Raw genomic sequence first — 17081 nt, 5'->3', positions numbered from 1 at the left:
GTTATCTCCAGCGCAAGCGGTTGTGAATCAGCACGTCGCAGGCAAGCAGCGCAAACAGCAATATGCCCTGGAAGATGCCGGTGATGGCGCTGGGCATGCCCAGGCGGCTTTGCGATAATTCGCCGCCGATATACAGCAAGGCCATGATGAAACTGGAAAACACCACCCCGATGGGATGCAGCCGCCCGACGAACGCCACGATGATGGCTGCAAATCCGTAACCCGGGGAAACAGAAGGCGTCAGTTGCCCGATGGGCCCCATGATCTCGCTGGCGCCGGCCAACCCGGCAAGGCCGCCCGACACCAGCATGCAGGTCCAGAGCGAACGTCGCGAGGAAAAGCCGGCATAGCGCGCGGCCAGCGGCGCCATTCCCCCGACCTGCAGCTTGAATCCCGAGAAGCTGCGCGATAGATACAGCCATGCCGCCAGCGCCGCCGCAACTGCCAGCAGCATGCCCAGATGCAGGCGCGTACCCGGCAGGACGACAGGCAACAGGAAACCGTCCGAGAACAGGCGTGACTGCGGAAACCCAAAACCATCGGGGTCCATCATGACACCATGTACCAGATAGCTCAGCAGCAGCTGGGCGACATACACCAGCATCAGCGAGACGAGAATCTCGTTCGCGTTGTAGCGGTCGCGCAGCCATGCGGTGATGGCAGCCCAGGCCATGCCGCCCAGGACGCCCGCCATCAATGCAAGCGTGATCAGCCAGAAGCCGCCATTGGTTTCGTCGTCGAAATACAGAATGGCCGCGCCCGCCGTGATGGCGCCCGCCACCAGTTGCCCTTCCGCCCCGATATTGAATACATTGGCCCGAAAGCACATGGCCAGACCGACCGAAATCATGAGCAGCGGCGCAAGCTTCACGCCCACTTCCGACCAGCCGCGCAAATCCTTGATGGGTTCGACGAAGAAGACCGCCAGGCTGGCGACGGGGTCCTTTCCAACGGCCAAGAACAGCACGATGCCGCAAAGCATGGTCAGCAGCACAGCCAATATGGGCGAGAGCCAGGACATCCACGCCGATGGCTGCGCACGCGGCTCGAGCTTAAGCATGCGACACCTCGGCGGTCCTGGCCGCATGATCTTCCCAGAGCCCGCTCATCCATTGCCCGATGAGATCGACGCTTGCATCCGACACGCCGATGGACGGGGAGACCTTCCCTTTGGCCATGACGATGAGCCGATCCGAGATTTCAAAGAGCTCATCGAGCTCTTCCGAAATCACGAGCACCGCACAGCCGGCGTCCCTCAGGGCGAGCAGTTCGGCGCGTATCTGGGCGGCGGCGCCGACATCCACGCCCCACGTCGGCTGAGCCACCAGCAGCAGCCTGGGGCGTCGCGCCACTTCGCGGCCGATGATGTACTTTTGCAGATTGCCGCCCGACAGGCTTGCCGCCGCCGCCTGAGGACCTGCCGCCTTGACCTGGAACCGGTCGATGATGCCGGCCGCCAGCTCGCGTATGGCGCGCGTCTTGATGAAGCCATGGCTCAATGCCCCGGCATCCTGATGCGACAAAAGGATATTCTGCGCCAGGCTCAGCTCGGGCACGGCGCCACGGCCCAGGCGCTCTTCGGGCACAAAAGCCATGCCGCGCGCGCGGCGCCAGGCAACGGGCCGCTTGCCCACCGGCGCGCCGTCCAGGCACACCGCGCCGGCGGAGGCGCGCGTGTCTTCACCGGAGAGCACACCCATGAGCTCTTGCTGGCCATTGCCCGAAATGCCGGCGATTCCAAGGATCTCGCCCTCGCGCACGTCGAAATGAATGTCGCGCAGTTCGGTGGCGAAGGGATGCGCCTTCGGCAGCGACAGGCCGCGCACGGCCAGCACCGCCCTGCCCGGCCTCGCCTGTTCATGCTTCATGACCGGCGGCTCGGACCCTATCATCATGCGGGAAAGGCTGGCATGGCTTTCACGCCGCGGATCGCACTGCCCCGTGACCCGGCCGCCGCGCATGACCGTGCAGGCGTGGCACAGCGCGCGTATCTCGTCCAGCTTATGGCTGATGTACAGAATGCTGCATCCCTCTTCCGCCAGCTGGCGCAGCGTCTCGAACAGCTTCGCCACCGCCTGCGGGGTCAGCACGGAAGTGGGTTCATCCAGAATCAGCAGCCTGGGATTGCCAAGCAGCGCGCGCACGATCTCGACCCGCTGGCACTCTCCCACGGAAAGCGTATGAACATGCCGCTGCGGCTCGAGATCAAGTCCGTATTGACGCGCCGTATCGGCAATGCGCTGCTCCAGCTCATCGAGCGGCGTACCGCTGGGCAGCCCCAGGGCGATGTTTTCAGCGACCGTCAGGGTGTCGAACAGCGAAAAGTGCTGGAACACCATTCCGATGCCCAACTTACGGGCTACTGCCGGACTCGCGATATTGGTTTCTTGGCCGTTCCAGAAAATCTGACCGGCGTCCGGTCTGGTCACGCCGTACACGATCTTCATGAGCGTGGACTTGCCCGCCCCGTTCTCGCCGAGCAAGGCATGGATTTCACCCGGCAGCACCGTCAGGTCGACCTGATCGTTGGCGACGACGGCCGGGTATCGCTTGGTGATTTGTTTCAGCGCGAGGCGACTGGTCATGGTCGTTGACACGTAATGAGCACGATGGACGGCGCTGCCGGCGCCGCCGAATTATCCGCGCTGCTGGAGGGCTTTCTCGATCTTTTTGTCGGTCTTGTACTGGGACAGCGCATACACGGCCCAGATGGTTGCCGGCAGCCAACCGATAAGGGTGATTTGCAGGATCAGGCACACAATGCCCGCAACAGGCCGGCCTATCGTGAAAAACGTCAGCCAGGGAAGCAGCAATGCAATGAGCAGTCTCATGATTCGAACCAGTTGATATTCATTTACCGGGGCTGCTATTCTAACCGTTACTCCACTAGGATACCGTTACGATGGTGGAAATCACCGATAGCATCTGGGCAACGATCGTCCAGGAATTCTCCGACATACCCGATGCCGCCGAGGCAACGCGCATGGTGTTGCGGCTCTCCATGGCCATCCTGCTGGGTGCCGCCATAGGTTTCGAGCGCGAACTGCGCGGCAAGGCCGCCGGGCTGCGCACCCACATGCTGGTCTCGCTTGGCGCCGCCATTTTCGTCTTCGTGCCGTTGCAAAGCGGCATGCCGCTGGCGGACGCAAGCCGCGTGCTGCAAGGCGTGATCGCGGGGATCGGCTTTCTGGGTGCCGGGGCGATCATCAAGCTGGGCGAAGACGAGCAGGTCAAAGGCCTGACCACCGCCGCCAGCATCTGGGTCGCCGCCGCCATCGGCATCGCCGCCGGCATGGGCAAGGAAACCACGGCCGTAGTCAGCACACTGGCCGCGCTTTTCATCCTTGCCATCGTGCACCGGCTGGAAAATCACGTAACGCCGGAACAGCCCGGGGCCAGACCCCATTCGGGGTCTGACCCCGGGTCGAATCAAGGGGTCGGACCCCGCACGGGGTCCGACCCCCAGTCAAGTCAAAGGGCCGGATCCCATTCGGAATCCGACCCCGAAAAGCGTGCTTAAGGGCTCAGGGTCAGACCCCGTACGGGGTCTGACCCTCGCACGTGGGTCTGACCCTGAGCCCTTCGCCGATTACGGCGTGATGTTCTTCGGGAAGCCCGCTTCGTCCTTTTCTCCTGCATCGTCGGTGCGTTCGATCTGCTGCTCTCTGTTGCTCTGTTGCTCTTCCTTGCCCGCCTCCTGCTTGGCGGGCGCCGCTTTGCCTGTATCCCCTTTGGCGCTTGCGAAGGAAGAACATCCTGTGCTTTGGTCCGTACCCACGTTCAATAAAGGCAGGATGGCGGCGAACGGCGTGGCGATGACGCCCAAGGCGACCGCTGCGCCCACGCGTGCGGCAAGCGGGCCTTTCTCCACTCCGACATCGGGATTCTTGAACGTGCCCCTCGCGTACAGCGGCGACCGCAGCGTAAAAATGCGCACCGTCTTGTTCTGCGGACGGATCTGCAAGTCCAGACGCTCCTCGGCAAGGTTGATCCGGCCCTCTACGTCGACCACCGCGTCATCGGTCTCCAATCGGAACACCCTGGTGCGCATCACGCCGTCCTCGACGGCGAAATCGCTGGCCAGGCAGTCCATGACCACTTGCTCGTCACCGAAGATCTGAACCATCACCATATTGGCGACGTTCAGGCCGGCCGCTTCCAGCAGAAAACGGCTGATGGTGCCGCGGCTGGCAACCGCCTGCAGCTCTCCATTCGAGTTGCCGAGCAATTCTGCAAGGGATACACCCTGCCCCTTTAGCTTGGCATCGCCGAACAGCTCGCCGAAACTGGCGTCCATCCGCTCCGCACCGGGAAACAATTGTTTCAGCTTGAGATGACGGGCCTGTATGGACAGGTCGGCCTTGATGCGCTTGTCGCGGCCGTCGAGCACGAGATTATTCGCCAGCGTCCCGCCCGCGAAGCCGAAATTGAGAGGTTTCAACGACAGAACGCTGTCGCTCAGCACCACGTGGGCCTTGATGTTGTCCAGCGGCAAGTCTTCATCGCGAAGAATCTTCTCGCCTGCGAACTGCACATCGGCATCCATGACCTTCCATGATTCGGTATTCAAAGGCTTGGCGGGCAGCGCCTTATCCGCGGGCTGCTTGAAATCGGACGCTTTCTTCTCTTTCTTTTCCACGCCGCTGGTTTCAAGCCCGATGAGCGGACCCAAGTCACGCAGGCGCAGCAAGCGGGATTCGACCTGGCCGGTAAGAAGCGGCCGGGGCTTGCGCCGATGGTACTCGAGCGTGCCGCGCAAGTCGCTTTTACCCATCAGGCCCTTGAATTCCTCGTAGCGCCAGACGTCTGCATCGCCATCGAGCTTGGCGATCAGCCGCCCCTCGGTCTCGTAGGGAGGGGTCTCCGGCAAGGCGATGCCCAGCAATGGAAGCAGATCCGCCATGGTGTCGCCCGCAAGAGTGAGCCGCACGTCCAGGGCGGCGAGCGACTGGGGTCGCGTGACCGACCCCTCCAGGCCAATCGTGGTCGTCCCGACACCGACTTCGCCTTTCAGAGGAAAAGGCTTGGCCCCATCGCGCAACGACAGCACACCACCCGACTTTCCCTCGCCGGTCAATTCGGCCTGGCGATACCGGCCTTTGGCCTTCCACTCCAGGCCATAGCCATCGGCGCCCGGCTCCGCGATGCTGTCGAACTCGGTCTGGAAATCCAGCTCCTTGGTCGCATCGATGACCTGGGCCCGCACACTGGTCAGGGACAGGGACTGCAGATCGAATGTCCATTTGGAGGGTGTCTTGGACTCTTCCGTGGTTTCGCTCAAGGTCCAGTTCACTGCTCCGCCCTCGTTGCGCTCCAGCAGCACGGAGGCATCTTCGATGTGCAGGCTGCTCAGTCGGAAGACACGATGGAAAAGAGCGCCGGAATCTATCGTGGCGATAAGGCGCGACGCCTCCGCCATGGTCTTGCCCTCGTCCGCCCAGGCCGGGTTGCCGACCACGACCTGATTCGCGGTGATCTGCGGCCAGGGCAACCAGCGCGGCCCTTCAGACTCCTTGCGCGGACGCAGCCAATCGACGTCCAGATCGCCCCTGATCTCGACGGGACGATGGATTACCTGAGAGATGCGCTGGCTTACCCATGGGCGTGCCATATTCCAATTCATGGTCGCCAGCAATGCCACGACAATGGCTAATGCCAGCAGCAACCCCAGGCAAGACCATAAGAGAATTCTGACGTAGCGCGGCATGATCGCTCCCAGTCCCCGCCGCAATGCGAGCGAAGGTCAACAATGTCAGGTCATTGTAGAAGGGCTGGACGCCGATCATGCAACAGGATAGGACCAAACGCTACAAATTGACTTAGAGCATTTCCTTGCGCAATTGCGCTGGGGACTTCGGCGACAGCAGGCCGGGAGGCACGTCGAACACCGTGCGAGCGCCGGCGACGCCCTGCTGGTTCATGCGATGGGCGGCACGCGCGTAGGCGACCAGGACACTGGAGGTGAACTCGGGATTGCTTTCCAGCGTGAGCGAATACTCCATGACCTGCTTGCTGCCCTGCCCCGTTGTGCCGCTACGTATCACGAAACCGCCGTGAGGCATGGCGCCATGATCGCGCGCGAGCTCTTCAGCCGTGATGAAAGTGACGGTCGTGTCGTAATCGGCGAAATAGTCCGGCATGGTCACGATGGCTTGCTCCACCTGGGCTGCATCCGCGCCCTCTTCCAGCACGACATAGCACTCCCGCGTGTGCTTCTCGCGGGTGGCGAGCGTCGGCGCGGTTCCGCTGCGCACGCGCGCAACCGCCTCTTCGACGGGCACCGTGTATTGCACGGCGCCTTTCACCCCTGCGACGCGCCGGACGGCGTCGGAATGCCCCTGGCTGAGCCCCTTGCCCCAGAAGGTGTAGCTGGCGCCCTCAGGAAGAATGGCTTCTCCGAACAGGCGATTCAGGGAAAACAGGCCCGGATCCCAGCCTACCGAAATCAGGGCGACATTTCCGGCCGGTTCCGCAGACCGGTTGACTGCTTCGAAATACTCGGGAATCTTCGCATGCGTATCGAAACTGTCCACGGTGTTGAACAGGGCTGCCAGCGCGGGGCCTTGCTCGGGCAGGTCATTCTTGGACCCGCCGCAAAGGATAAGTACATCGATCCGGCCCTGGAAACGCGTGATGTCGTCCAGCGCATGCACCGCCACCCCGCCGAGCGTCTTCACGGCTTCGGGCGCGCGCCGGGTGAATACCGCGACCAGTTCCATATCGTGGCTTTGCGCAATCGCGGATTCCACGCCACGCCCCAGATTGCCGTATCCGGCTATGCCGATTCTGATTTTCCCAGCCATTGTTGCCATGCTCCTTCTGTCATTGTTAAACAACAGGATTGTAGCGACCCTGGGCTCAGGGACGCATGGCGCCGGTGTCGCCCGAGCCACCGATGCCATTGATCATGGGCATGCCGCCCAGACCTGGCTGGAGGTCTGCCGGCAAGTGCTGGGACTAGAGGGCTCAGGGGTCAGACCCCGGATGGGGTCTGACCCCGCAGAGCCGATGGCTTTAAAGAAAAAGGGGTCGGACCCCGTACGGGGTCCTACCCCAGGATCTCAGGCCGCGACGACGGACTCGGCCTTGGCCGGCGCGTCTTCCTGATCCGCGACCGAGCTGCGGATGAGGTGATCGAACGCGCTCAGAGCCGCCTTGGCGCCATCGCCTGCCGAGATGACGATCTGCTTGTACGGTGTCGTGGTGCAATCGCCCGCGGCGAATACACCCGGCACGGAGGTCTGGCCGCGCGCGTCGACTTCGATCTCGCCATGGCGGGACAGGGCGACGGTATCCTTGAGCCATTCCGTGTTGGGTACCAGGCCGATCTGCACGAACACCCCTTCAAGATCGACCTTGACGATGTCGCCACTGATTCGGTCCTTGTACGACAGCCCGTTGACTTTCTTGCCGTCGCCATGGATTTCGGTGGTCTGCGCCGACATGATGATGGTCACGTTGGGCAGGCTCTTCAGTTTGCGTTGCAGCACGGCGTCGGCGCGCAGGACATCGCTGAACTCGATGAGCGTAACGTGCTTGACCAGGCCGGCCAGGTCGATCGCGGCTTCGACGCCCGAGTTACCGCCGCCGATGACGGCAACGCTCTTGCCCTTGAACAGCGGGCCGTCGCAGTGCGGGCAGTACGCGACACCGTTGTTGCGGTATTCACGTTCGCCGGGCACATTGACTTCGCGCCAGCGTGCGCCCGTCGCCAGGATGACGGTCTTGCCTTTCAGCACGCCGCCATTGGCCAATTGCACTTCGACCATCTTGTCGCCGGCAACCAGGCGGCTTGCCTGCTGCAGATTCATGATGTCGACATCGTAGGCGCGGACATGGTCTTCCAGTGCGGCGGCGAACTTGGGGCCTTCGGTCTCTTTCACGGAGATGAAGTTCTCGATCGCCATGGTGTCGAGCACCTGGCCGCCGAAACGCTCGGCCACGACGCCGGTGCGGATGCCCTTGCGCGCCGCATAGACAGCCGCCGCGGCGCCCGCCGGGCCGCCGCCGACGATGAGCACATCGTACGGCTCGCGCGCGCTGAGTTCTTCCGCCTTGCGGCCTGCTGCGCCGGTGTCCAGCCTGGCAAGGATTTCTTCGACGCTGGACCTGCCCTGGCCGAAGACTTCGCCATTGAGGTACATGGTCGGCACTGACATGATCTGACGGGCTTCGACCTCGTCCTGATAGAGTGCGCCATCGATCGCGACATGCTGGATGCGCGGATTGATGATGGACATCACGTTCAGCGCCTGAACGACATCCGGACAATTCTGGCAGGACAGAGAGAAATAGGTTTCAAATTTGTAGTCGCCATCGAGATTGCGGATCTGTTCGATGACCGATTCATCCAGCTTGATGGGATGGCCGCCAACCTGCAGCAGCGCCAGAACCAGCGATGTGAATTCGTGGCCCATGGGAATGCCGGCGAACGTCACGCTGATATCGGTGCCGACGCGGTTGATGCTGAATGAAGGCTTGCGCTGGGCGCTGTCGCTGTGTTCGACGAACGAAATCTTGTCCGACATCAGTTCGATTTCCTGCAGCAGTTCGCGCAGTTCGCGCGACTTGGCGCCGCCGTCCAGGCAGGCATTGATTTCGATCGGCTGGGAAATCATTCCCATGTAGGATTTCAACTGAGTTTTGAGATTTGCGTCTAACATAGCGTATCTACCTTCATGATAAGAGGATGTTTGGGGAGCCGCGCAAGCGCTCTTGACTCTTGCGCGGCGGACGTCTGGGCTACCTGCTTATCGCAGCCGGTAAATGCTTAGATCTTGCCGACCAGGTCAAGCGACGGCGTCAGCGTCTTGGCGCCTTCTTCCCACTTGGCGGGGCAAACTTCACCGGGGTGCGCAGCAATGTACTGAGCTGCCTTCACTTTGCGCAGCAGTTCGGAAGCAACGCGGCCGATGCCGTTGTCGTGCACTTCCATGACCTTGATTTCGCCTTCCGGGTTCACGACAAACGTACCGCGCAGGGCAATGCCTTCTTCTTCGATCAGAACTTCGAAGTTGCGGGACAAGGTTTGGGTCGGGTCGCCGATCATGGGGTAGGTGACCTTGCCGATTGCCTCGGAAGTGTCATGCCATGCTTTGTGGGCAAAATGGGTGTCGGTCGAAACGCTGTAGATTTCAACGCCCAGCTTCTGGAATTCAGCGTATTGCTCGGCCAGGTCTTCCAGTTCGGTGGGGCAAACAAAAGTAAAATCGGCGGGGTAGAAAACGAAGACCGACCATTTTCCTGCGATGGATTCATCGCTGACTTCAACAAACTTGCCGTTATGGAAGGCAGTTGCTTTAAACGGTTTGATTTTGGTGTTGATCAGAGACATAGCGTTTCCTCTAGTTAGTCAAAAAAAGTTCGTGGATCACCCGAACACAGAAAGAGTATAGGCCGCCCCTATTGATTTGTAAAATTGATTAATATTATTGATTCAATAGACTTTGGCTATTATCGAGCTGCACGGGGTCAGACCCCATATGGGGTCTGACCCCTCGTTTATCAAGGCGCGCCTGCATGATGCGGACCCCGCACGGGGTCCGACCCCAACAGACAGGGGGGACAGACCCCGTGCGGGGTCTGTCCCCTGCTACAGATATGCCGGCACGACGGGTACGATGAGCCCCACGCCCATCAGGAACAAAACGGCGAAGGCGATGCGGCGCATAGTTTGCGGGGCGAGCGGCGGCGGATAGCGCCGCCCCGCCCAGGTCGCGACCGCCACCACGGGCAGGCAAATGGCGCTCAGCGTCCATATGTTCGCATCCAGTTGCCCCTGGGCGCCAACGAACAGAGTGCGCGATCCCGCCACGACCGCGTTGATCAGGATCAGGAAGCTGCGGATCTGCGGGAGCGACATGGGCTGACGATAGAACTGGAAGATAAGGGGCGGACCGGGAATGCCGAACATGCCGCCGATGAATCCTCCGACGAAGCCATAAGCCATGAAGCTGGCCAGACCTGATACCCGTTCGAGCACATGGGGCCTGAACGCGAAGCTGATCCCGCCATAGACGATGACCAGTCCCAACAGGATTTGCACCGCGTCGGCCGCCGTGCTGCTCAGGTAGTTCAAAACGATCACGCCCAGCACGCTGGCCGGCAGGATGCTGACGATCATTCCGGTCGCAATTCGCCAATTGATATGATGCAGGTCGCCGCGCAATGCCATCGCACTGTTCACCAGGGTGATCAGGCTGATGATGGACGCGAGCGCCGCCACCGAAGCGATACCCATGCCGCTGGCCAGAGCCATGACGATCATGGCAACCCCGAAACCGGTGACCGTGTGAAAATACACGGCCACGAACATGATCACGACAAAACAAACCAACAAGAAAATATCAGGAAGCATGCACCGCCTTGCTATCTAACAGAGGGATCAATAGCCATGCACGCAGGCGAGCCGCCACTTCTTCACCGCTGAACGCCGATGGCGTCTGCCGCGCCGGTAACCCGAAGACCTGCTGCATGACGATGGAAATTGCGATCGTCGGTCGTTAGCATACCGGTTAATCGGCCCGACAGAGTCTTGTCCGCCTACCTTTTTGCGTTGACGGATTCCGCCCGGGCTTGCACATGCTGCGATCGTCCGGCGCCCCATCCACTGAGCGCGGCGGCGAGCGCAACGAAGGCAAACAGCCACGCGCTTGCGTCATAGCTTCCTGTCAGGCTGTGCAGGATGCCCACCAGCAACGGTGCGAAAGCGGCCAGCACGTAGCCCACCGCCTGCGCCATGCCCGACAAATGCGCCGCCACGACGGAATCGGGCGAGCGCAGCACAATGACGGTCATGGCCATGGCGAACAAGCCGCCTTGTCCTATGCCCTGCAAGACCGCCCAGGCCCATACCGTGGAGATCGGCGCGATCAGCATGCCCGTCAGCGCGAAGCCGGCCGTCAGGCCCAGCACCGCGTTCACGATGCGCTGATCGCGGAAGCGCATCGCCAGCGCGGGTACCAGCAGGCAGGTCACCACCTGCACCATGATGGAGACGGACAGCACCAGCCCCGCCTCGACACCGCCCAGGCCGCGAGCACGCAGCATGGGCGCCATCCAGCCCAGCACACAGTAGGCCAGTGCTGACTGCAACCCCATGAAGAAAGTGACTTGCCAGGCCAGTGCATCTTGCCAAAGCCCGCGAACGCTCTTGCGTGCATGACCGGCGGCGGGCATCGTACGCAGCGCCAGCGGCGCCCATATCAGGCACACCAACCCGGCCGGTATCGCCCATGCCGCAAGCCCCGCTGCCCAGGAATCACCGAAGCGCGCGGCCAAGGGCAAGGTCGTCGCGGCAGCCACGGCGGCGCCGCCGCATAGCGCCATGGTGAACAATCCCGTCATCAGGCCCGCACGCTGCGGGAAGTCGCGTTTCACGACGCTAGGCAGCAACACATTGCCGGTCGCGATTGCCGCCCCGCCCAGCGCCGAGCCCAGGAACAGCATGGGAACACTGCCCACGCCTCTCAAGGCTGTACCCAGCATCAAGATGAACAGCATCGCCAGCAATGTCCGTTCCGGCCCCAGGCGGGCGGAGAGCCGGGGCGCCAAAGGCGCGAAAATACCGAGGCAAAGCACCGGCAGCGTGGTCAGATAACCCGCTGCCGAGGACGACAGGCCCGTGTACCGCTGGATTTCGGGCAGCAATACCGACAGGCTCGCGAACAAGGGGCGCAGATTGAAGGCGATGAGCATCAGGCAGAGCCCCAGGACAACCTGGGCGACGATGCTTTTGGGTCCGACTGCCGGAGAAGCAGCGAGGCCTCTTGAAGTATTCATTTTTTGACGCCCGCTGTGCAAACCATGGTTCATTGTAACGCGGTGGCGTCACAACCAATTCAGAACTGTTACGAACGGGAGCTTGGGCGCGTCAATTATTTCAGCACGCTGCAAAACGGCGATCAGCGCTTGAAGAGCGGATGCCCGACGCCTAATCTGAAGCCATCATCAAGCAACAGGAGTGCGCCATGACGCTTATGCACCGCTTCGGAAAAATTGCCGTCGTCGGCTTGACAGCCTTGAGCCTGGCGGGCTGCGCCGCCCATTACGACAGAAAGTCCAGCAACACCATGCTGGGTGCGGGACTTGGCGCCGCGACCGGCGCCATCGTCTCGCGAGGAGATCCGTGGTTCACGCTGGGAGGCGCGGCCGCGGGCGGTCTGCTGGGCAATGTGCTGACCGAAGACCGCGACCATCGCCGTTCGCGAAGCTGGAACCGGAACGATAATAGATCGTCCTGGAATTCCGGCCGGGACCACCGCCGATCGTACGACAGGCACGATCGGCGGCGTCGATGACCGCGATCAGGCTCCGGCGGCGGCCGCCTGTTTGCGCCGCGCAAGCAGGCGGCCCAGGACGACGATCAACACCGCGCCGGCGATCTCGGCGGCCACTTTCGCGGTGCCGCTGGGCTCACCAAAGCGCTCGACAATAGCGATGTCGGTAATCAGCATCCCGCCCGCGATCCAGCCCAGCAGCGCTGCGCCAAACGTGACCACCATGGGGAAGCGATCGATGAGCTTGAGCACGATGGTGCTGCCCCAGATGATGATGGGCACACTGATGACCAGGCCGAAGATCACGAGGCCGAGCTGATGCTCCGGATTGGCGCCCTGGGCGGCGCCGGCGATGGCGATCACGTTGTCCAGGCTCATGACGAAGTCGGCGATGATGATGGTCTTGATCGCCGACCAGATCGACGCCCCCCCCTGGATATTGCCATGGGCTTCGTCTTCCGGTATCAGCAGCTTGATGCCGATCCAGACCAGCAACAGGGCGCCCACTACCTTCAGGTACGGCACGCTGAGCAAAGTCAACGCAAAAGCGATCAGCACGACCCGCAGGCCAATGGCCCCCGCCGTACCCCATAATATGCCCTGCATCCGTTGCTTGGCCGGCAGGTTGCGGCAGGCCAATGCAATGACCACCGCGTTGTCGCCGCCCAACAGGATATCGATCATGATGATCTGAAAAACCGCCGTCCAGCTTATCGTCTGTAATAGTTCTAACATTCTCGCCCCTTGGGGATAAACAAGTGAAAAGGGAAAAGAATCAGGCCGGATGCGCGCTTTTACCAAAAAGACCGGTAAAGGCATCAAGGTCGCGCCAATAAAAAAGGCCTGATCCAGAAGGACAGGCCATAGCGATTGCTGGAGATGCACCTTGCCCTTCACGGCAAGGTCTTGCTTGCAACACATGGTGTTGCCCGAGCACCGGGAGCCTGGATGTTGCGACAGGACTACCGTAATGACGATGCTGCGGAAAGAAAGCTACTCCCCTTGATAGGGCGTAAGTATATTCAGAAATTGCGCAAAGTCAAAGTTTTTTTGGGGTCAGACCCTATAGGGTCTGACCCCATGCGGCGATCGGAACATGGGGTCGGACCCTTTCGGGTCTGACCCCTTCGCCCCCTTCATCAGCCGGCGCTGCTGACGACCCGGTTGCTCAGGATGCCGATGTTCTCGATCTCGCATTCGATCTCGTCGCCTGGCTGCAGATAGCCCTTTGCGGGCACGATGCCGTTGCCGCCGCTCCATTTCCCGCCCAGTTCTTTATCCATGGACCATGCCGTGCCGCTGGGCGTGCCCGTGATGATGACCATGCCGGGACGCAGCGTGAGGTTGACGGAAAACACATGCACCAGCTCGGCCACGCCCCACATCATCTGCGAAGTATTGCTGTTCTGGCGCAGTTCGCCATTGACGCGCGAGCTGATGTTCAGGACCTGCGGGTCGGGAATGTCGTCGGTGGTGACGATGAAGGGCCCGATGGGTGCGCTGGTGTCGAACACCTTGCCCCGGCCCAGCTCATACCAGCTGCTGCCGTCAGGCCGGAAACGAACCTGGCGGTCGCGTGCGGTGACATCGTTCACGATGGTGTAGCCGAATACGTGTTCCAGCGCCCTTTCACGCGGGATATGGCGGCCCGGCTTGCCGATCACCACGGCGAGCTCGACCTCGCCATCCAGCTTCTGGGTCAGCGCGGCATCGTGCACGATGTTGCCTTTGTGCGGCACGATGCAGTCCGCCGTCTTGACGAAAAATTCGGGTTCTTTCCCGCTTGTATCGGACCCGGCTTTTTCGGCGTTGTGGCTCAGGTAGTTGCTGCCAGCACAGAGTATGGTGGACGGACGCAAGGGCTCGACCAGCCTCGCCTCCGCGAGCGCAAACCGGCCAACTCCTTTTTCGCGGCTGATCTCCACCGCCTTTCTCGCCAGAAGCATCGCCTGCTCTTGATTCTCGATCACGCCCTGCATGGTTGCAAAACAGCGTATGCCGGCACCAAGCGCCGACGTGCCCGTTTCCACCGCCAAGGGATCGACGAGCTGATCGCCGTCGACAACCCCCACACGTACTTCATCTTGATGCTGATAGCTTGCCAGTTTCATTTACTGCTACTCCGTATCGGTTTCAATTGACCTTGCCTATGGTCTTGATGACCTGTGCCTGCTGCAATTCGTCAGTGCGCCAGAATTTGTCGAAAGCGTCCGCGTCCTGATATTGGATGGGCGTACCCATGCCGCTCATCGTCTTTTCGAAGGAGGGGTCGGCGATCGCCTGCCTCGCCGCATCGCGCAGCTTGCCTTTGATGTCCTCCGGCAGGCCTGCGGGCGCGAACAGTCCCGCCCAAAGATAGTATTCCGCATCCATGCCCAGCTCTTTCAGCGTGGGCACATCCGGCAAGGCGGGAAGCCGCTCGGCGCTTTGCACTGCCAGCGGCCGGAAGGCTCCGCTTTTGATGTGTTGTGAAGTGTTGCCGTAAGTCTGGCTGGTCGCCTGGACATGCCCGCCCAACAAGGCCGATACCTGCTCGCCGCCGCCGCCATAAGGCACATGCAACAGCTTGATGCCGGCCGCGTGCGCAAACCGTTCCATGGCGACGTGCGTCGTGCCGTAGATGCCGGAAGAGCTGAAACTGATGGATTCCGGATTCTGCTTGGCATCGTCAATCAGTTCCTGCAAGGTTTTCCACTTGCTGTCCCCACGTACTGAAATCACCGTGGGGTCTGCCGAGACCCGGGCGATGCCGTCGAATTTCGACGTGGAATAGGACGGCTGCTTGCCCTGCAGCTCATCGGCTACCGGTATGGCCGAAATGCTGGGCAGCGCCATCATGATGGTGTAGCCGTTGGGTTCGGCCTTGGACGCATACGCCATTCCGATTGCACCGCCTGCGCCTGCCCGGTTTTCGACCACGATGGGCTGCCCCAGTATCTTGGACATCAGCACGGCGAGGGGACGTCCTGTCGTGTCGGACACTCCGCCGGGTGAAAACGGGATGACCATGGTGATCGGACGGGAAGGAAAAACATCTGCCAGGGCAGGGGCGGATACACCCAGGGCAATCGCGAGGGATGCAGCCAAATGCGGTATCTTCAATTTTGTCTCCATTGTTTTGAGTGTCGAAACCGGTAAGCTCGGCTTGCCGATCGGTCAGTTCGATGAAGTATATTCTACGCAAGAAGACAATTAACGCGCCTAGCGTAAAGGCCACCGAACGGCAAAAAGGAGACTATGCAAATGAAATACGCCGCATTGACCGCCCTATCTCTTTCCTTATTGGGATATTCCGCAAGCAGCATCGCACAGGACGTCAAGAAAGACGAGTTCTTCTGGCTGGGTGCCATGAACAAAGCGTCTCTGGTCATCAACACCGACGAAGGCCTGATAGAAAAGTCTCTGTCTCCGGGCTTTGCAGACGGCATCGCCAAGGTAATCCAGGCCGGCAACCAGGAAGGCGGCAAGCGGCCGTCCACGGTCATTTCCTTTGAACCCCTGTTGATCAAAGAGGCAGGCCAGGAAATCACCTTGCTGCATGCCGGCCGGTCGAGCCAGGACATGCATGCCACGTTTCGCGCGGCGATCTTGCGCGAGGACCTGCTGAAGCTGGCCGAACAACTGCAAAAGACTTCCACGACGCTCGTCGACCTGGCCGAACGCCACACCGGCACCATCGTCCCCAACTATACGAACGGTGTCGCCGCGCAACCCAACAGCTACGGTCACTACCTGCTGGGACATGCGGCGGGGCTGCAGCGGGACGCCCAGCGCATACGCGAAGCCTATGCACGCATCGACCGATCCGCCATGGGGACCACCGTGCTGAACGGCAGCAGCTGGCCGCTGAACCGCGATCGCATGGCCGCCTACCTGGGTTTTGCAGGCACGGTCGAGAACGCTTATGACGCATCGCAGATTTCGTCCATGGAGCACCCCGTTGAAGTGGGCGCCGTGGTGACCAGCATTGCCTTGCACACGGGGCACTTCGTTGAAGACCTGCTGACGCAATATGCGCAACCGCGCCCATGGATACTGCTTCAAGAGGGCGGCGACAACACCTACGTGTCGAGCGCCATGCCGCAAAAACGTAATCCCGGACTCTTGAACAATACGCGCAGCAGCGCGTCGACCGCCATGACGCTTGCCTTCGGCCCGACATTGCAGGCGCACAACATCACACCGGGCATGTCGGACCCTAAAAGCGCCAAAGCCAACAGCGCCATGGTGGCCAGCGGCGTCAGCGCCTTGAAGAACTGGGATCGCGTCCTGAAGGCGCTGGTCATCAGTCCGGAGCGCGCGCTGGAAGAACTCAACAGCGACTGGACGGCATCGCAGGAGCTCGCGGACAATCTGATGCGCAAGCACAAGCTGCCGTTTCGCGTCGGCCACCATTTCGCGTCGGAAGTCGTCGACTATGCCAAGCAGCATGACATCAAGCCGCTAGACTTTCCATATGACCAGGCACAACGCATCTATGCCGAGGCGGTCAAGGACACATCCTATCCGCAAGCCCTGCCCATGAGCGAAGCCGAGTTTCGCGCCAGTCTGGATCCCGTCGCCATCATCGAGCATCGGGCCACCGCCGGCGGGCCGCAGCCTTCAGAGATGAAACGGATGATCGCTAGCGCGCGGCAGGACCTCGATGCGCAGAAGCAATGGATCACCGATCGCCACAAAGCCATCGACTCTGCGCTGGAAACGCTGGAGACGGACTTCCAAAATCTCAGGGGCCAGACCCCGTGATTCAAAGGGGTCAGACCCGATGCGCGATTCAAGGGGTCAGACCCCATGCGGGGTCTG

Annotated in this window: 15 protein-coding genes; 3 read left to right on the top strand and 12 right to left on the bottom strand. The window is 61.2% G+C overall.

From position 1 onward, the window contains the following. Position 1: 1 nt before the first annotated feature. Genes ACSBPU_RS04930 through ACSBPU_RS04920 form a run of 3 tightly spaced genes read right to left on the bottom strand, consistent with a single transcriptional unit; the run spans position 2 to position 2831 of the window. Positions 2-1060, bottom strand: coding sequence for an ABC transporter permease (locus tag ACSBPU_RS04930; protein WP_442596119.1), 1059 nt, complete (start codon positions 1058-1060; stop codon positions 2-4). Continuing rightward, complete coding sequence (locus ACSBPU_RS04925) at positions 1053-2585, bottom strand: ABC transporter ATP-binding protein (protein WP_442596117.1); 1533 nt, start codon at positions 2583-2585, stop codon at positions 1053-1055. Before ACSBPU_RS04925 ends, ACSBPU_RS04930 begins: the two co-directional genes overlap by 8 nt. Positions 2586-2636: 51 nt before the next feature. Continuing rightward, positions 2637-2831 (bottom strand): YqaE/Pmp3 family membrane protein, encoded by a 195-nt coding sequence (locus ACSBPU_RS04920; protein ID WP_180065418.1) that lies wholly within the window; start codon positions 2829-2831, stop codon positions 2637-2639. Between the two features lie 71 nt (positions 2832-2902). Here ACSBPU_RS04920 and ACSBPU_RS04915 point away from each other — a divergent pair, with 71 nt between their 5' ends. Then, the gene (locus ACSBPU_RS04915; RefSeq protein WP_442596114.1) at positions 2903-3520 is read left to right on the top strand and encodes an MgtC/SapB family protein; all 618 of its coding nucleotides are present in this window, start codon (positions 2903-2905) and stop codon (positions 3518-3520) included. Positions 3521-3589: 69 nt separating this feature from the next. On the opposite strand, the gene ACSBPU_RS04910 is transcribed toward ACSBPU_RS04915, so the two are convergent. From ACSBPU_RS04910 to ACSBPU_RS04885, 6 genes are all read right to left on the bottom strand, one after another. After that, positions 3590-5707 (bottom strand): AsmA family protein, encoded by a 2118-nt coding sequence (locus tag ACSBPU_RS04910; RefSeq protein WP_442596112.1) that lies wholly within the window; start codon positions 5705-5707, stop codon positions 3590-3592. 112 nt (positions 5708-5819) lie between these two features. Continuing rightward, positions 5820-6803 carry a diaminopimelate dehydrogenase gene (locus ACSBPU_RS04905; RefSeq protein ID WP_442596110.1) on the bottom strand — a complete coding sequence of 328 codons (984 nt, stop codon included), beginning with the start codon at positions 6801-6803 and terminating at the stop codon, positions 5820-5822. A 258-nt stretch (positions 6804-7061) separates the two neighbouring features. After that, complete coding sequence (ahpF, locus tag ACSBPU_RS04900) at positions 7062-8663, bottom strand: alkyl hydroperoxide reductase subunit F (RefSeq protein ID WP_442596108.1); 1602 nt, start codon at positions 8661-8663, stop codon at positions 7062-7064. Between the two features lie 107 nt (positions 8664-8770). Next, positions 8771-9334 carry an alkyl hydroperoxide reductase subunit C gene (gene ahpC, locus ACSBPU_RS04895; RefSeq protein WP_180065428.1) on the bottom strand — a complete coding sequence of 188 codons (564 nt, stop codon included), beginning with the start codon at positions 9332-9334 and terminating at the stop codon, positions 8771-8773. A 258-nt stretch (positions 9335-9592) separates the two neighbouring features. Continuing rightward, positions 9593-10357: a TSUP family transporter gene (locus tag ACSBPU_RS04890; protein ID WP_180065431.1), complete on the bottom strand. Its 765-nt coding sequence runs from the start codon at positions 10355-10357 to the stop codon at positions 9593-9595. Between the two features lie 185 nt (positions 10358-10542). Next, entirely contained in the window at positions 10543-11781 is a 1239-nt protein-coding gene (locus ACSBPU_RS04885; RefSeq protein ID WP_442596106.1) for a CynX/NimT family MFS transporter, read from the bottom strand. Positions 11782-11969: 188 nt separating this feature from the next. Here ACSBPU_RS04885 and ACSBPU_RS04880 point away from each other — a divergent pair, with 188 nt between their 5' ends. Continuing rightward, positions 11970-12299, top strand: coding sequence for a glycine zipper domain-containing protein (locus tag ACSBPU_RS04880; RefSeq protein WP_180065435.1), 330 nt, complete (start codon positions 11970-11972; stop codon positions 12297-12299). Between the two features lie 6 nt (positions 12300-12305). Here the strand turns inward: ACSBPU_RS04880 and ACSBPU_RS04875 are convergent, their stop codons facing one another. From ACSBPU_RS04875 to ACSBPU_RS04865, 3 genes are all read right to left on the bottom strand, one after another. Further along, entirely contained in the window at positions 12306-13013 is a 708-nt protein-coding gene (locus ACSBPU_RS04875) for a TerC family protein (RefSeq protein WP_442596103.1), read from the bottom strand. A gap of 404 nt (positions 13014-13417) precedes the next feature. Further along, positions 13418-14389: a fumarylacetoacetate hydrolase family protein gene (locus ACSBPU_RS04870; RefSeq protein WP_442596101.1), complete on the bottom strand. Its 972-nt coding sequence runs from the start codon at positions 14387-14389 to the stop codon at positions 13418-13420. Positions 14390-14411: 22 nt separating this feature from the next. Next, positions 14412-15380 carry a Bug family tripartite tricarboxylate transporter substrate binding protein gene (locus ACSBPU_RS04865; protein ID WP_442596099.1) on the bottom strand — a complete coding sequence of 323 codons (969 nt, stop codon included), beginning with the start codon at positions 15378-15380 and terminating at the stop codon, positions 14412-14414. Positions 15381-15521: 141 nt separating this feature from the next. On the opposite strand from ACSBPU_RS04865, the gene ACSBPU_RS04860 reads away from it, so the two are divergent. Next, entirely contained in the window at positions 15522-17024 is a 1503-nt protein-coding gene (locus ACSBPU_RS04860; RefSeq protein WP_442596097.1) for a lyase family protein, read from the top strand. The last annotated feature ends 57 nt before the right edge of the window (positions 17025-17081 follow it).

This window comes from Parapusillimonas sp. JC17 (assembly GCF_052180245.1).
Taxonomy (GTDB): domain Bacteria; phylum Pseudomonadota; class Gammaproteobacteria; order Burkholderiales; family Burkholderiaceae_B; genus Parapusillimonas.
This window is presented reverse-complemented; position numbering and strand designations above follow the sequence as displayed.

What these genes read in the sequence shown, in the direction of transcription:
- ACSBPU_RS04930 (WP_442596119.1), bottom strand. Translation starts at nt 1,060, where the DNA reads ATGCTTAAGCTCGAGCCGCGTGCGCAGCCATCGGCGTGGATGTCCTGG.
- ACSBPU_RS04925 (WP_442596117.1), bottom strand. Translation starts at nt 2,585, where the DNA reads ATGACCAGTCGCCTCGCGCTGAAACAAATCACCAAGCGATACCCGGCC.
- ACSBPU_RS04920 (WP_180065418.1), bottom strand. Translation starts at nt 2,831, where the DNA reads ATGAGACTGCTCATTGCATTGCTGCTTCCCTGGCTGACGTTTTTCACG.
- ACSBPU_RS04915 (WP_442596114.1), top strand. Translation starts at nt 2,903, where the DNA reads ATGGTGGAAATCACCGATAGCATCTGGGCAACGATCGTCCAGGAATTC.
- ACSBPU_RS04910 (WP_442596112.1), bottom strand. Translation starts at nt 5,707, where the DNA reads ATGCCGCGCTACGTCAGAATTCTCTTATGGTCTTGCCTGGGGTTGCTG.
- ACSBPU_RS04905 (WP_442596110.1), bottom strand. Translation starts at nt 6,803, where the DNA reads ATGGCTGGGAAAATCAGAATCGGCATAGCCGGATACGGCAATCTGGGG.
- ahpF (WP_442596108.1), bottom strand. Translation starts at nt 8,663, where the DNA reads ATGTTAGACGCAAATCTCAAAACTCAGTTGAAATCCTACATGGGAATG.
- ahpC (WP_180065428.1), bottom strand. Translation starts at nt 9,334, where the DNA reads ATGTCTCTGATCAACACCAAAATCAAACCGTTTAAAGCAACTGCCTTC.
- ACSBPU_RS04890 (WP_180065431.1), bottom strand. Translation starts at nt 10,357, where the DNA reads ATGCTTCCTGATATTTTCTTGTTGGTTTGTTTTGTCGTGATCATGTTC.
- ACSBPU_RS04885 (WP_442596106.1), bottom strand. Translation starts at nt 11,781, where the DNA reads ATGAATACTTCAAGAGGCCTCGCTGCTTCTCCGGCAGTCGGACCCAAA.
- ACSBPU_RS04880 (WP_180065435.1), top strand. Translation starts at nt 11,970, where the DNA reads ATGACGCTTATGCACCGCTTCGGAAAAATTGCCGTCGTCGGCTTGACA.
- ACSBPU_RS04875 (WP_442596103.1), bottom strand. Translation starts at nt 13,013, where the DNA reads ATGTTAGAACTATTACAGACGATAAGCTGGACGGCGGTTTTTCAGATC.
- ACSBPU_RS04870 (WP_442596101.1), bottom strand. Translation starts at nt 14,389, where the DNA reads ATGAAACTGGCAAGCTATCAGCATCAAGATGAAGTACGTGTGGGGGTT.
- ACSBPU_RS04860 (WP_442596097.1), top strand. Translation starts at nt 15,522, where the DNA reads ATGAAATACGCCGCATTGACCGCCCTATCTCTTTCCTTATTGGGATAT.